Genomic DNA, 14,042 nt, shown 5'->3' with positions numbered 1-14,042 from the left:
CTCTTTCTCCATGTCCGCACACATCAGCAACATCCGCCCCGAACCCGACCAGGTGCTGGTCGACATCGTCGACTACGTGCTTGCCCACCAGCAGATCACGAGCGCGCTGGCGTACGAAACCGCGCGCCACTGCCTGATCGACACGCTCGGCTGCGGCCTCGAGGCGCTCGAGTACCCGGCCTGCACCAAGCTGCTCGGCCCGATCGTGCCGGGCACGGTGGTGCCGAACGGCGCGAAGGTGCCGGGCACGCCGTACCAGCTCGATCCGGTGCAGGCCGCCTTCAACATCGGCACGATGATCCGCTGGCTCGACTTCAACGACACCTGGCTTGCGGCGGAGTGGGGCCACCCGAGCGACAACCTCGGCGGCATCCTCGCCACGGCCGACTGGCTCAGCCGCAACGCCGTGGCTGCCGGGCGCAAGCCGCTGACCATGCGCGACGTGCTCACCGGCATGATCCAGGCGCACGAGATCCAGGGCTGCCTCGCGCTGGAGAACTCGTTCAACAAGGTCGGGCTTGATCACGTGGTGCTGGTCAAGGTGGCATCGACGGCCGTGGTGGCGCGCCTGCTGGGGCTGACGCGCGACGAGATCGTCAACGCCGTGTCGCTCGCATGGGTCGATGGCCAGAGCCTGCGCACGTACCGCCATGCGCCCAATACCGGCAGCCGCAAGAGCTGGGCGGCGGGCGACGCGACCAGCCGCGCGGTGCGCCTCGCGCTGATCGCGAAGACGGGCGAGATGGGCTACCCGGGCGTGCTCAGCGCCAAGACCTGGGGCTTCTACGACGTGCTTTTCAAGGGGCAACCCTTCAAGTTTCAACGCCCGTACGGCAGCTACGTGATGGAGAACGTGCTCTTCAAGATCAGCTTCCCGGCCGAGTTCCACAGCCAGACGGCGGTGGAGGCTGGCATGGCGCTGCATGCGCAGTTGCACAAGATCGGCAAGACCGTGGACGACATCGAGCGGGTGACCATCCGCACGCACGAGGCCTGCATCCGCATCATCGACAAGCAGGGCCCGCTGAACAACCCGGCCGACCGCGACCACTGCATCCAGTACATGGTGGCGGTGCCGATGATCTTCGGCCGCCTCACTGCCGGCGACTACGAGGACAGCGTGGCAAATGACCCGCGCATCGACGCGCTGCGCGACAGGATCGTGTGCGTGGAAGACCCCCGCTTCACCGCCGACTACCACGACCCCGAAAAGCGCAGCATCGCGAACGCGCTGACGGTGGCGTTCAAGGACGGCACGAGCCTTGCCGAAGTGGTGGTCGAGTACCCCATCGGCCACAAGCGCCGCCGCAGCGACGGCATTCCGCTGCTCGAAGCCAAGTTCCGCACCAACCTTGCGCGCCGCTTCGCGCAGAAGCAGCAGCAGGCCATCCTCGATGTGTCGCTCGATGCGAAGAAGCTCGAGGCGATGCCGGTGCACGAGTACGTCGACCTGTACGCGGCCTGAACCATGCGGGCGAACAACGAATCCCCGAAGAAGGTATTGCGCCGCCTGGCCGAGGCGCGCCGCGGCGTGCTGGTGCCGGGTGCGTTCAATGCGATGTCGGCCCGCGTGATCGAAGACCTCGGCTTCGAGGCGATCTACGTCACCGGCGCGGGCGTCACCAACATGCACCTCGGCCTGCCCGACCAGGCCTTCATGGGCCTGCACGAGATCGCCGAGCACACGGCGCGCATCCGCGACGCGGTGAGCCTGCCGCTGCTGGTCGATGCCGACACCGGCTTCGGCAATGCGCTCAACGTGCGGCACACGGTGCGTGTGCTCGAGCGGGCAGGGGCCGACTGCATCCAGCTCGAAGACCAGGTGAGCCCCAAGCGCTGCGGCCATTTCGCGGGCAAGGCTGTGATCGAGACAGGCGAGATGCTCGGCAAGATCAAGGCCGCGGTCGATGCGCGGCAGGACGGCGATCTGCTCGTCATGGCCCGCACCGATGCGGCGGCAGTGCATGGCTTCGAGGCCGCCATCGAGCGCGCGCAGAAGTTCGGCGAAGCCGGCGCCGACATCCTCTTCGTCGAGGCCGTGACGCTGGCCGAAGAAGTGCGCACCATGCCGCAGCGCCTCGGCAAGCCGCAGCTCATGAACATGGTGATCGGCGGCAGGACGCCGACCTTCGGCGCGCAGGAACTGGGCGCGCTGGGCTATGGCTTCGTGCTCTACGCCAATGCCGCGTTGCAGGGCGCGGTGGCTGGCATGCAACGTGCGTTGACCGTTCTGCGCGATACCCGGCGGCTGGATGAAGACCCGGCACTGGTAGCACCTTTTGCTGAAAGGCAGCGCCTGGTCGGCAAGCCATTGCTTGATGAGCTAGAGAAAAAGTACACGAATTAGCCGCAGTTTTGACGGCGAAGAAGGCGGTTGAGTTAGCTTCGTCAGAAAGTTCCTCGTCATTGTTTCGATTTCATGAACACTGCGATTCGGTTGTATAGGGGTTTGCCCTAGTAATCGTGATGCACACTTGAGGCACCCAAAGGCCCAATGAATAAGGAATTGAAATGAAGACCTCGAACATCCTCGCCGCCGCCGCTCTGTCCCTGCTCGCCGCTGCTGGCGCTCACGCAGAAAGCTACGAAGGCGTGCAGCCCCTGACTTCCGGCTACAGCCGCGCCGACGTGGCGCCCCAGGCAGTTGCTGCGGCCCGCGCCGGCAATGCATATGGCGACAACGACGGCGCTGCTTCGACCGCAACGCCCGCGCTGACTGCTTCGGCCGACCGCGCCGCCGTCCGCAATGAAGCTGTTGCCGCTGCACATGCACCGGGCCAGAACCTGCGCCCCGAAACCTTCGCCGGCAGCGTGATCCCCGCGCAAGCGAAGGGCCTGGCCTTCACGCGCCAAGCCGGCCTGTAAATTGTCGCGGCGCAAGCCGCTTCACTTAGCAGCCAGACAAAACCGGACCATGCGAAAGCGTGGCCCGGTTTTTTTATTGCGTCATTTCAGCTTGGCCTCGTGCCGATGGCAGTCGTGCGCATGGTCGTCCACGATGCCCGTGGCCTGCATCCACGCGTAGACGATGACGGGGCCGACGAATTTGAAGCCGCGCTTCTTGAGCGCAGCCGAAATGTCTTCCGACAGCGGCGTCTTCACGGGCACGCTGCCCGTGCGGTTGACGATGGGCTTGCCGCCAGCCATGCCCCAGATGAATTCCGAGAAGTCTTCGCCCGCCGCCTGCATCGCAAGGTAGGCGCGCGCATTGCCGATGGTGGCTTCGATCTTCGAGCGCGAGCGCACGATGCCGGCGTCCTGCATGAGCCGTTCGACATCGGCCTCGGTGAACTTGATGATCTTCTCCGGCACGAAGCCCTTGAAGGCCTTGCGGAACGCATCGCGCTTGCGCAGGATGGTGAGCCACGAGAGGCCGGCCTGGAAGCCGTCGAGCATCAGCTTTTCCCACAGCGCACGGCTGTCGCGCTCGGGAACGCCCCATTCGGCGTCGTGGTAGGCGGCCAGCAGCGGGTCGGTCTGGGCCCATGCGCAGCGGATCTTGGCGTTGCTGTTGTTCATCGTTCGGTATTTCGCTCGGCTATCGTCGGGAATGTTTTTCAGAATGAGGAGGTCACCCTGATGCAGCATTTTCGATTTTCATTGTCGGCCCTGTCGATGGTCGTGCTCGGCCTTGGTGCGAGCGTGCACGCCGAAGCACTCAGGAAGCCCCAGCTCGATCAGCTCGCCGCCGCATGGCAAGCCGGCAAGGCCCCGGCCGATTTCAATGCCTTCCTCGCGCAGGCAACCAGGAGCAACCCCGCGCTGCAAGCCAGCGTGGCCGCCTATCGCGCGAAGAAACCGCTGGCCGGGGACGACCTCGTCAACATCGCGCGCCTGCTCGGCTTGTACAACCGCCTGCAGAACCAGCAGGCCGTGATCGCGAGCATCGGCACCATGGTGGCGATTCCGACGGTACGCAACGTGCAGGTTCCGCCCCACGAGAGCGCACCGATCATCGAGTTCGGCAAGCTGGTCGAGAAGATGGCGGGCGACTTCGGCCTTGCCTACCGCAATGTCGACAACCGCATCTTCGAAGTCAGCCTCAAGGGCAAGGGTACGGAAGAATTCGGCATCCTCACGCATGCCGATGTGGTGCCTGCGGTGCTGTCCGAATGGGTGCTCGACGACGGCACGCGGCTCGACCCGTTCAAGATGACCCGCGTGGGCGACTTCCTCTATGGCCGCGGCACCATCGACGACAAGGGCTCCATCGCCGCCGTGCTCTACGCGATGAAGGCCGTGAAGGACAGCGGCCTGCCCATCGAGCGAAGCATCCGCCTGATGATCGAGACCACCGAGGAAACCGGTGGCGACGCCATGCAGTACTACCGCGCGAAGACGCAGCTGCCGGCCTACAACATCGTGCTCGACAGCAAGTACCCGGCCGTGGTGGCGGAGAAGGGCTCGGGCGCGCTGAAGGTGCTGTTCCCGGCGGAAACGGCCGATGGCGCATCGACGGCGATCACGGCCATGGCCGGCGCCGCATCGGCCAACGCGATCTCGCAGACGGCAACCGCCACGCTCAAAGGCGGCGACCTTGCAGGCGTGCTCGCAAAGCTCGAAGCAGCAAAGCCGGCCTTCCTGCAGAAGTACGAAGCGCAGGGCGGCAAGTTCGCCATCGACATCGCACGCGGCGCCGACAGCATCGAGCTCAAGGTGACAGGCGTCTCGGCCCACGGCTCGCGCCCGGAAGAAGGCGTCAACCCGCTGCCGCGCCTTGCACTGTTCCTGGAGGAGTCTGGCGTGCCGCTGGCCGCCAACCAGTACCTGAAGGCCGCGAAGTACATCGACGCGCTCTACGGCACCGGCTACCTCGGCGAGAAGATGGGCCTGGGCTACGCCGACGATTTCATGGGCCCGCTGACCTTGTCGCCGAACCTCGTGCGCATGGGCAACGATGGCAGGCTGGAGGTCACGGTCAACGTGCGCATGCCGCGCGGCCGCACGCCCGACGAACTGAAGGCGCAGGTCACCTCGAAGGTCAACGCCTGGGCGAGCGCGAACAACGTGAAGCTCGATGTGGTCTACGACCAGGGCAACTGGATGGCGCGCGACCCCAAGGGCGCATGGCTGTCGACGCTGCTCGACATCTACGGTGACACCACCGGCCTTGAAGCCAAGCCCGTGCCCACGGCCGGCAGCACCACTGCGAAGCTGATGCCCAACGCCATCAACTTCGGTCCCGCCATGCCAGGCAAGAAGTACACGGCGCACAACGCCAAGGAATACAAGGAAGTGCCCGACCTCGACGCCGACATGCAGATGTTCACCGAGATGCTGGTGCGCATCGGCAACCTGCAGCAGATGCAGTAGCGTCAGCGCAGGCCGTGTGCCTGCAGCACGGCCTTGAGCCGCCGCACTTCGTGCTCCAGGTCGAGGATCAGCGCGGCGGCATCGAGCCCCACGCCGAAGTCGCGCTCCAGCCGGCGCACTTCGAGCGCGTGCTGCAGGTCTGTGCTGGAAAATTGCCAGCGCTCGGGCTGGGTCTCGGCCGTTTCGATCTGCAGGATGCCGACCTCGACCAGTTGCACGATCCAGGCGGTGTCGGCGCCGACGGCGTGCGCCAGTTCGCTCGCCGCGAGCGGCTGCGAGGCGCTGATGGCGGTGGCGGTCGTAAGGGTGAAGTTCACCATGCTCAGACTCCCAGATGCTGGCGTGGGTGGAACGATGCCGTGGCTTGCGCCAGCTGCTCGTAGGCCTTGCGCGCATCGTCGCTGTCGGCCGGCGGCAGGGCGATGTCGAGCAGCAGGTACAGGTCGCCGGGCGTCTTGCCCGCGAGGCCCCGGCCCTTGAGCCGCAGCTTCAGGCCGTTGCGCGCATTGCGCGGCACGGTCACCTCGACCACGCCGCCGGTCGGCGTCGGCACCTGCACCTGCGTGCCCAGTGCCGCCTCGGTGGGTGTGACGGGCAGCGTCATGTACAGGTCGCGCTCTTCCACGCGGTACAGCTTGTGCGGCGCAATGCGCACTTCGAGATACAGGTCGCCCGGCGGCGCGCCGCCGTGGCCGGGCATGCCTTGCCCCGCGAGGCGGATGAACTGGCCCGGGTGCACGCCCGGCGGGATCTTCACGCTGAGCGTGCGGTTCTGCCACTGCGGGTGGCCCTGAGCGTCGACGGTCTGGGCGCGCAGCGTGATCTCGCGCTCGGCGCCGTTGAGCGCGTCTTCGAGTGCAATCTCGATGGCCGCATGATGGTCTTCGCCGCGCGCCTTGTAGTTCCGCCGCGCCGCGTCGCGCCGCTCGGCCTCGCCGAACAGCGACGAGAAAAACTCGCTGAAGTCCGCGTGGTCGGCCGGGCCCTGGCGCGGGCCGCGGTGGAACTCGAAGCCCTGGTCCCAGCCCGGCGGCGGCTGGAAGCCGCCCTCGGGGTGGCCGCCGCGTGCGACACGGTCGGCCAGCGCGTCGTAGGCCGCGCGCTTTTCCTTGTCGCCCAGCACGTCCTTGGCCTCGTTGATGTCGCGCATGCGCTGCTCTGCGTCGGACTCCTTGCTGACGTCGGGGTGGTACTTGCGGGCGAGCTTGCGGTAGGCCTTGCGCACTTCGTCGTCGGACGCGGTGCGGTCGACGCCCAGTGCGCTGTAGTAGTCCTTGAATTCCATGGTGTGTGGCAGTTCGTTGTGTGGACGGCATCAGGGCCCGGGGCGCCGGGGTTGGTTAAGCCAGGGCTGCGTTTCCGTCAGTTTGCCGCAGCAGCGGCGTTACGCCCCATGTGGGGCCTGTGCGCTCGAAACGCAATGGCTGTGCGTTGCCGAGCAGGCCGAGGTCGATAGGTACACCCAGCAGTGCAGCCAGCGCATAGAGCGTGCCGCCGTGCGCCACCACCAGCACCGGGGCGGGCAGCCGCAGTGCCTCGTCGAGGGCGGCGCGCGTGCGCGCGACGAACTGCGTGAGCGTCTCGCCGCCCTCGGGCTCGCAGGCCCAGTCGATGTTGGCGGACGAGGTGCCGATCAGCGCGCCGAAGTTGCGCTCGCGCAGCGCTGCCTGCGCGGCCGGCACCAGTTTCAGCGCCGTGCCAACGGCGTGGGCGGTGTCGTTCGCGCGCCGCGCATCGCTGCACACGACGGTGCGGATGGGCTCGCCCGCCAGCAGCCCGGCAGCGCGCGCGGCCTGCTGCAGGCCGAGCTCGCTCAGGGGTTCGTCCACCGCCTGGAAGATGCGCTGCGCATTGCGCCCGGTCTGGCCATGGCGCAGGAAGTAGAAGTGATCGCAGTCGGGCGACAGCGGTTGCGTCTCGGCGATGCGGACGAGCTGATCGAGGCCGCCGGTGCCGATGTGAACGGACGTGGTTTGTGACATGGCGTGTCGCTTTCAGCCGAACTTCATGCCCTTGGGGCGGCCCTGCAGCCGGTTGACGTAGGCGTCGAGCTTGGGCCGGTTCAGGATGCCGCCGAACGCGCGGTGCCAGATGAGCATCGAGCCGATCATCACGTCGGCCGCGGTGAACTGCGCGCCGAACAGGTAGGGGCCATCGCCCAGTTCGCGCTCGACCGCGTCCTTGGCCGCCTCGAAGTCCGTCCAGCCGCGCGCTCTGTTGTTGCTGCGGATCTTCAGCAGGCTGTCGCCCATCGCAAGCTCCAGCTGCGAGGTCGAATAGACCATCAGCGACAGGTAGCGGCCACGATCTGGTGAACCGGGGAAAGGCGCGAGCCGCTTGCCGGGAAACTTCTCGGCGACGTACATGCAGATGGCCGCGTTCTCGAAGACGCGCGTGCGGCCGTCGACCAGCGCCGGCAGCTTGCCCGCCGGGTTGATCTTCAGGAACTCGGGCGTCTTGTGGGCCTTGTCCTTGATGAGCGTGGTCACGATCTCGTAGTCGACGCCGGCTTCGTCGAGCATCCATCTGGCAACCTGCGAGCGGCTCTGAGGGTCGAAATACAGCTTCATCGTCATCGGCGTGTTTCCTTCGTGTTGAACGGTCAGAACTTGGGGATGCGCAGCGTCTTGCTGATCATGAGCGTGCCCGACAAGGCGAACAGCAACACCAGCGGATGCAGCTGCCACGGGCCGACGGCCCAGGCGGCGCCCCACAGCGCGTCGCCGATGCGGCCCTGCCAGGCCGCGTACGCCAGCACGCCCACCAGCACCACGCTGGTCGGGATGGGCGTGCCCTCGAAATACTTCACCTTGTCGGCGCCGGCCGACAGGGCTTCGGCCGTGACGTTGTAGCGCGCGAGCCGGCTCACGCCGCAGCCCACGAAATAGATCAGGATCACGCAGTCCCAGCCGCCGCTCAGCCCGGCCGCGAAGCCGAGCGCGGCGGGCGCCACGCCGAACGAGATCACATCGGCGAGCGAGTCGAGCTCGCGCCCGAGGGCCGATTGGGTCTGGCGCCAGCGCGCGATGCGGCCGTCGAGCACGTCGAAGATGAAGGCGGCCGGCGCGAGCGCTGCCGCCCACAGGAACTGCGCGAGCGAATGGCTCGCCATGAAGGCCATCGCCAGGAACACCGCGCCCACTCCGCAGGCCGCATTGCCGAGCGTGAACGCATCGGCGAGGTGGAACCCCCGGATCATCGAAAAATGCTTGCGGGCTGGCGCGGTGGAAGGAGTGGTCATGAAAGAAGGGTTGGCAAACGGCGAATGGACCGCACCTTAACCGAAGCGCGCGGCGCTTCCTGTAGTCGCGGTCCGACGGCCCGGCGGCGCTTTCGGGCCGCCGAAGCTCAGCTGCCGTGGTGCGCTTCGACAATCCGCGCGAAGCGCCCGAGCAGCCCGGCCGCCGCGTCGGTAGGGCCTACGCGCTCGCGCAGCGCGGCCGGATCGACGCCGGCGGAAGCCAGGTCGTCGGCCAGCAGGTCGATGTAGCCGCGCATGGCCTCGCCGTCGAACTCGGGGTGGAACTGCACACCCCAGGCGTGCTTGCCGATGCGGAAGGCGTGCACCGGCTCGTGGTCGTTGCCGGCCAGCCGCACCGCGCCTTTGGGCAGGCGAAGCGCGCTCTGCCAGTGCACCACGTGCGCCGGAAACTGCGCGGGCAGGCCGCGCAACAGCGGGTCGGTGGCGGCCGCCTCTTCGAGGGTGACCGTGACGGTGCCGACCTCCACGCCCGCCGGATGATTGCCTGCTTCGCCGCCGAGCGCATGCGCGAGCAGCTGGTGGCCGTAGCAGATGCCGAGCACGGGCGTGTCGTGCGCCACCAGCTGCGCGAGCCACGCGGCGGTGGTTTCGCTCCAGGGCTCGCGGTGCGACACCATTGCGTGCGAGCCGGTCACCACCACGCCGGAGACCGCTTCCGCGTCGGGCAGTGTGTCGCCGCGGCGCGGGTCGATCACCAGGATCGGCAGCGCCTGCGTGTCCAGCCCGTCGGCAATCCAGTTCTCGAAGTCGCCGCGCTCTGCGCGAAGGGCTTCGAAAGTGCTTCCAACCTTGACGATGACCAGCGGATTCGGGGGCGTTTTTTCCATGCCCCCGATCATGCCGCAGACCGAAAGCGAGGTTTCGACGTGCGGTTTCAGCGCGAGGCTTCCCTGCTGTGCAGCAGGTCCATGAAGGCCCGGCCCACCGGCGAGGGCGACCGGCCCGCGCGCGTGATGAGCCCGATGGGCCGAGACATGGCTGGGCGCTGCAGCGGCACCGTCACCAGGTCGTCGTTGCGCGTGAGCTGCAGCGCCAGCCGCGGCAGCGCCGTGATGCCCAGACCCGCGGCCACCAGCGCGCCGGCCGCGGCCACGCTCGGGTACTCCAGCGCCGGCACCACCTGCAGCCCGCGCTGGAGAAAGGCCGCGTCGGTGATCGGGCGGATGCTGCTGCGAAAGCCGCTGGCAATGAAGGGCCGCGTCGCGAACACCGACCATGCCACCGTCGTCCGCGCCGCCAGCGGATCGTCGCGCCGGCACAGCAGCATGAACGGGTCGTCGATCAGGTGGCGGTACAGCATCGGTTCCTGAGGCCCGGGGCGCACGCTGATGCCGAAGTCGGCCCGGCCTTCGTCCACGGCCGAGCGCACCAGCTCCGCCGGCCCTTCGATCAGCGAGAACTCTACCTGCGGGTGGCTGCAGCGGAATTCCACGATCGCGTTCGGCAGCAGCGCCGCGCCCGTGGACGGCAGCGACGCAATGGTCAGGTGGCCGCTTCGGCCTTCGAGAAACTGCGACAGCTCGCTGAACGAGCTGTGAAAGTTCTCCAGGATGCGCAGCGCAATCGGTAGCAGCTCGCGCCCGGCGGGCGTGAGTTCCACGTGGCGCGTGTCGCGGTCGAACAGCCGCGCGCCGGCCAGGTCTTCGACGATGCGGATGGTGCGGCTCAGCGCGGGCTGCGACACATGCAGCGCCAGCGCGGCGGCGCGGAAGTTCGAGGTCTTCGCCACTTCGGCGAAGGCCTCCAGCTGCTGCAGCGTGATGTCGATTCGCATCGGTGCATCCCTTGTGGATTGATCCATCCAAGTTATCACAGATATAGAAATATTCGTCTTCCCAGATCAATGCGGGAAGCCCAGACTGGCGCCACTGAAACGAGACAACGGGCCTGGCAACAGGCGCGAGACATGCAAAAAATACTGGAAGGCATCCGGGTGCTCGAACTCGGACAGGTGCTGGCCGGGCCGTTCGCGGGGGCGATCCTTGCGGACCTGGGGGCCGACGTGGTCAAGCTCGAACGCACCGAGGGCGGCGACGACGCGCGCCACATGGGCCCCGCGTTCCGGCACGGCGACGCGCTCAACTTTCATGTGTTCAACCGCGGCAAGAAGTCGGTGGCCATCGACCTCAAGGGCGCCGACGGCATGGCGGTGTTCGAGCGGCTGGCGGGCGAGTCCGACATCCTGATCCACAACCTGCGCCCGGGCGTCACGCAATCGATGGGCATCGACGGACTGGCGTTGTGTGCGCGCCATCCGCGCCTCGTCTACTGCGAGATCTCCGCCTTCGGCCACGCCGGGCCGCTGGCCATGCAGCCGGGCTACGAGCCGCTGATACAGGCCTTCAGCGGGTTGTCGAGCATCAACGGCGGCCCCGAAGACCCGCCCCTGCGCACCGGCGCCTCGGTGTGCGACCAGGGCACCGGCATGTGGGCCGTGATCGGCGCGCTGGCGCTGCTGCAGCGGCGCCACGTCACCGGCAAGGGCGGCGTGGTGAGCGCCTCGCTGCTCGAGACGGCGCTGGTCTGGACCGGTCAGAAGGCCGACGCCTATGCCAACGAAGGCCGCCTGCCCGATCGCCACCGCTCGGGCCACCCGGGCTTTGTGCCCTACGAATCCTTCGACACCGCCGACGCGCCGCTGCTCGTGTGCTGCGGCAACGACCGGCTGTTCGCCAAATTCGCACACGAACTCGGCCGCGGCGACTGGACCGGCGACGAGCGCTTTGCCACCAACCGCCAGCGGCTGCGCCACAAGGCGGCACTGTTCGAGCAGATCGTGCCGTTGCTGCGCGCACGCACCCGCGACGACTGGGCTGCGCGCTTCGCCGCGGCCGGCGTGCCCTGCGCGCCGGTGCACACCGTGCCCGAGGCCATCGCGCACCCGCAGGTCGAGGCACTGGGCATGCTGCAGGCCGTGCCGGGCGAAGACTTCAGGCTGACCGCGCTGCCGCTGTCGATCGACGGCGCGCGGCCGCGGCACCGCGCGGCGGCGCCGCGGCTGGGCCAGCACAACGCGGAGTTCGGCGCGCCCGCCATACCGCCACAGAAAGACCAGGGAGCCGCACATGTCTGATTTGCCGCGCCGCGTTCACTTGCACGAGGAAGGCCCGCGCGAGGGCTTCCAGATCGAGGCCGGCCCCATCGCGTCAGCCGACAAGGTGCGCCTCATCGAGGCGCTGGCAGAGACCGGGCTCGAAGAGGTGCAATGCGTGTCCTTCGTCAACCCCGAGCGCGTGCCCGGCATGGCCGACGCCGAACTGGTCGCCCAGTCGATCCGCAAGCGCGAAGGCGTGCGCTACTCGGGCCTGTGGCTCAACCTGCGCGGGATGCAGCGCGCCATGCGCACGCAGCTCGACATCGAAGGCACCATCGGCACCAGCGCGTCGGAGGCCTTTTCGGTGCGCAACAACGGCAAGGGCCTGGCCGCGCTGCGCGAGGCCCAGCGCGAAACGCTGGCGTTCTGCGTGGATCACGGCATTGCGGTCACGCGCGGCATCGTCACCACGGCCTTCGGCTGCAACCTCGAAGGCACGATCGCCCCGGCCACCGTGGTCGAGCGCGTGGCGCAGATGCTCGACACCATGGCCGAGTTCGGCCTGCGCCTGCCGATATTGCGGCTGGCCGACACCGTGGGCTGGGCGCAGCCCAACGCCATTGCCGCGGTGGTGGGCGCCGTGCGCGAGCGCTGGCCCGAGCTGCGGCTGGGCCTGCACCTGCACGACACGCGCGGCACCGCCATGGCCAATGCATTGATGGGCCTGCAGATGGGCATCGACACCTTCGACAGCGCCTGCGCCGGCCTGGGCGGCTGCCCGTTCGCGGGCCACACCGGTGCGGCCGGCAACATCTGCACCGAAGACTTGGCCTTCATGTGCGAGGAGATGGGCATCGAGACCGGCGTGGACCTCGACGCGCTCATCGGCTGCGCGCAGCTGGCCGAAGAAATCGTCAGCCATCCGCTGCCGGGCAAACTCATGCGGGCCGGCACGCTGGGCCGGTTCCGGCACTGAGCGCTTGACGGCCCCCTTGCAAGCCGAAGAAAAAAACATTCCACAAGAGACAACGACATGCCGACTTTCTTCTCCCGACTCTGCGCCGTCTCGGCGCTCTGCGCGGCCGTGCTGGCCGCCGGCCCGGTGCACGCGCAGCCGTACCCGAGCAAGCCCATCACCATCGTCGTGCCCTTCGGCGCCGGCAGCGGCACCGACCAGCAGGCGCGCAGCATGGCGCAGGCGCTGGGCGCCGAGTACAAGGTGCCCGTCATCGTGGACAACCGGGCCGGTGCCAGCGGCTTCATTGCCGCGCAGTACGTGGCCAAGGCCGCGCCCGACGGCTACACCCTGCTCATGACCACCAACACTACCCACGCGGCCAACGAGCACCTGTTCAAGAAGCTGCCCTACGACCCGGTGAAAGACTTCACCCCGGTCACGCTGCTGTCCAAAGGCCACATGCTGCTGCTGGTGAATGCCGAGTCGCCCATCAAGTCGGTGGCAGATCTCGTGGCCGCGGCGAAGAAGTCGCCCGGCAAGCTCAATTTCGGCAGCGGCAGTTCGTCGAGCCGCGTGGCCAGCGAACTGCTCAAGCAGATGGCCGGCATCGACATGGTGAACGTGCCCTACAAGAGCAACCCGCTGGCCATCACCGACCTGCTGGGCGGGCAGGTCGACTTCATGTTCGCCGATGCGCCCACCGCACTGCCGCAGGTCAAGAGCGGCAAGCTGCGCGCGCTGGCTGTCAGCGGCAACAAGCGACTTGCCGCCGTGCCGGCGCTGCCCACCGTGGAAGAGGCCGGCGTGAAGGGCTACGACATGTCGTACTGGACGGCCGTGTACCTGCCGCCGGGCGCGCCCGCGGCCGTGACGAACAAGGTCAACGAGATGATGATCAAGGTCTCCGCCGCGCCCGCCGTAGTCGCCTACCAGACCACCACCAGCGGCGAGGCCGTGACCAGCACGCCCGAGGGGCTCGCGCAGTTCCAGGCGGCCGAGTCGCAGAAGTGGGGCCAGGTGATTCGCGCGGCCGGCATCCAGCCGGAATGACGATGCCGTGAGTGGGGGCGGGTGCCGGGGGCTCGCAAGGCGGGCAGGGTGCGGCTACAGTTGGTGCATCTTTCGCAGCCGACCTGCAACCCGACCCGACCTCACCTCACTGGCCCATTCACCGATGCGTTCCCTGGCACTCTTCCTGTCGATCTTCGCCACCGCGGCAGGCGCGCACGCGGAAGTGGTTCGCTGCACCGATGCCAATGGGGCCATCTCGTACACCAACGTCGAATGCCCGGCGGGTAGCAAGCAGTCGCGCCAGGTGCAGATCCTGGAAGCGCCGGTGCCCGTCCCCAACCGCCGGCCCGACTACGCGCCACCGCAAGGCGCTGCGCCATCCACCCCGCCGCCCGCCCAGGTGGCCGCCAACCCGCCGTCGGGCCCCGCCATCATTCCGCGCTACCCCGCCGGCATGCAGGAAC

General features: G+C 67.8%; 15 protein-coding genes and 1 pseudogene. 8 read left to right on the top strand and 8 right to left on the bottom strand.

Annotated elements, in window-relative coordinates; translation table 11 throughout:
- The first annotated feature begins 10 nt into the window (after positions 1-10).
- From ACCC97_RS13305 to ACCC97_RS13295, 3 genes are all read left to right on the top strand, one after another.
- A complete protein-coding gene (locus ACCC97_RS13305) occupies positions 11-1,465 on the top strand; it encodes a bifunctional 2-methylcitrate dehydratase/aconitate hydratase (protein WP_007834558.1) in 1,455 nt (484 codons plus the stop codon).
- Positions 1,466-1,468: 3 nt separating this feature from the next.
- Complete coding sequence (locus tag ACCC97_RS13300; protein WP_413312163.1) at positions 1,469-2,347, top strand: isocitrate lyase/PEP mutase family protein; 879 nt, start codon at positions 1,469-1,471, stop codon at positions 2,345-2,347.
- A gap of 164 nt (positions 2,348-2,511) precedes the next feature.
- The gene (locus ACCC97_RS13295; RefSeq protein ID WP_056522489.1) at positions 2,512-2,865 is read left to right on the top strand and encodes a hypothetical protein; all 354 of its coding nucleotides are present in this window, start codon (positions 2,512-2,514) and stop codon (positions 2,863-2,865) included.
- Positions 2,866-2,946: 81 nt separating this feature from the next.
- Here the strand turns inward: ACCC97_RS13295 and ACCC97_RS13290 are convergent, their stop codons facing one another.
- On the bottom strand, positions 2,947-3,519 hold the full coding sequence (locus ACCC97_RS13290) for a DNA-3-methyladenine glycosylase I (RefSeq protein WP_413333251.1): 573 nt from the start codon (positions 3,517-3,519) through the stop codon (positions 2,947-2,949).
- Between the two features lie 60 nt (positions 3,520-3,579).
- Here ACCC97_RS13290 and ACCC97_RS13285 point away from each other — a divergent pair, with 60 nt between their 5' ends.
- Positions 3,580-5,313 (top strand): dipeptidase, encoded by a 1,734-nt coding sequence (locus ACCC97_RS13285; RefSeq protein ID WP_413333250.1) that lies wholly within the window; start codon positions 3,580-3,582, stop codon positions 5,311-5,313.
- A gap of 2 nt (positions 5,314-5,315) precedes the next feature.
- Here ACCC97_RS13285 and ACCC97_RS13280 read toward each other — a convergent pair whose 3' ends face one another.
- From ACCC97_RS13280 to ACCC97_RS13250, 7 genes are all read right to left on the bottom strand, one after another.
- On the bottom strand, positions 5,316-5,633 hold the full coding sequence (locus tag ACCC97_RS13280; RefSeq protein WP_413333248.1) for a chaperone modulator CbpM: 318 nt from the start codon (positions 5,631-5,633) through the stop codon (positions 5,316-5,318).
- A 2-nt stretch (positions 5,634-5,635) separates the two neighbouring features.
- Positions 5,636-6,598, bottom strand: coding sequence for a DnaJ C-terminal domain-containing protein (locus tag ACCC97_RS13275; RefSeq protein ID WP_413333246.1), 963 nt, complete (start codon positions 6,596-6,598; stop codon positions 5,636-5,638).
- A gap of 55 nt (positions 6,599-6,653) precedes the next feature.
- Positions 6,654-7,295: a histidine phosphatase family protein gene (locus ACCC97_RS13270; RefSeq protein ID WP_413333245.1), complete on the bottom strand. Its 642-nt coding sequence runs from the start codon at positions 7,293-7,295 to the stop codon at positions 6,654-6,656.
- A 12-nt stretch (positions 7,296-7,307) separates the two neighbouring features.
- Positions 7,308-7,889, bottom strand: coding sequence for a glutathione S-transferase family protein (locus ACCC97_RS13265; RefSeq protein ID WP_413333243.1), 582 nt, complete (start codon positions 7,887-7,889; stop codon positions 7,308-7,310).
- Positions 7,890-7,915: 26 nt separating this feature from the next.
- Positions 7,916-8,554, bottom strand: coding sequence for a CDP-alcohol phosphatidyltransferase family protein (locus tag ACCC97_RS13260; protein ID WP_413312158.1), 639 nt, complete (start codon positions 8,552-8,554; stop codon positions 7,916-7,918).
- A gap of 107 nt (positions 8,555-8,661) precedes the next feature.
- Positions 8,662-9,402: a glutamine amidotransferase gene (locus ACCC97_RS13255; RefSeq protein ID WP_413333241.1), complete on the bottom strand. Its 741-nt coding sequence runs from the start codon at positions 9,400-9,402 to the stop codon at positions 8,662-8,664.
- Between the two features lie 47 nt (positions 9,403-9,449).
- Positions 9,450-10,349 carry a LysR family transcriptional regulator gene (locus tag ACCC97_RS13250; RefSeq protein WP_413333239.1) on the bottom strand — a complete coding sequence of 300 codons (900 nt, stop codon included), beginning with the start codon at positions 10,347-10,349 and terminating at the stop codon, positions 9,450-9,452.
- 132 nt (positions 10,350-10,481) lie between these two features.
- Between ACCC97_RS13250 and ACCC97_RS13245 the strand changes: the two genes are divergently transcribed.
- From ACCC97_RS13245 to ACCC97_RS13230, 4 genes and pseudogenes are all read left to right on the top strand, one after another.
- Positions 10,482-11,648, top strand: a complete 1,167-nt coding sequence (locus ACCC97_RS13245; protein WP_413333237.1) for a CaiB/BaiF CoA transferase family protein — start codon at positions 10,482-10,484, stop codon at positions 11,646-11,648.
- Complete coding sequence (locus ACCC97_RS13240) at positions 11,641-12,585, top strand: hydroxymethylglutaryl-CoA lyase (RefSeq protein WP_413333235.1); 945 nt, start codon at positions 11,641-11,643, stop codon at positions 12,583-12,585. The genes ACCC97_RS13245 and ACCC97_RS13240 overlap by 8 nt, the downstream gene beginning before the upstream one ends.
- A 57-nt stretch (positions 12,586-12,642) precedes the next feature.
- Positions 12,643-13,617 (top strand): Bug family tripartite tricarboxylate transporter substrate binding protein, encoded by a 975-nt coding sequence (locus ACCC97_RS13235; protein WP_413333234.1) that lies wholly within the window; start codon positions 12,643-12,645, stop codon positions 13,615-13,617.
- A 124-nt stretch (positions 13,618-13,741) separates the two neighbouring features.
- Positions 13,742-14,042, top strand: a pseudogene (locus ACCC97_RS13230) (hypothetical protein); the annotation flags it as partial.

Source organism: Variovorax sp. Varisp85 (assembly GCF_047304045.1).
Lineage (GTDB): Bacteria > Pseudomonadota > Gammaproteobacteria > Burkholderiales > Burkholderiaceae_C > Variovorax.
The sequence above is the reverse complement of the archived record's forward strand: the minus strand, read 5'-3'. Positions and strand labels throughout refer to the sequence as shown.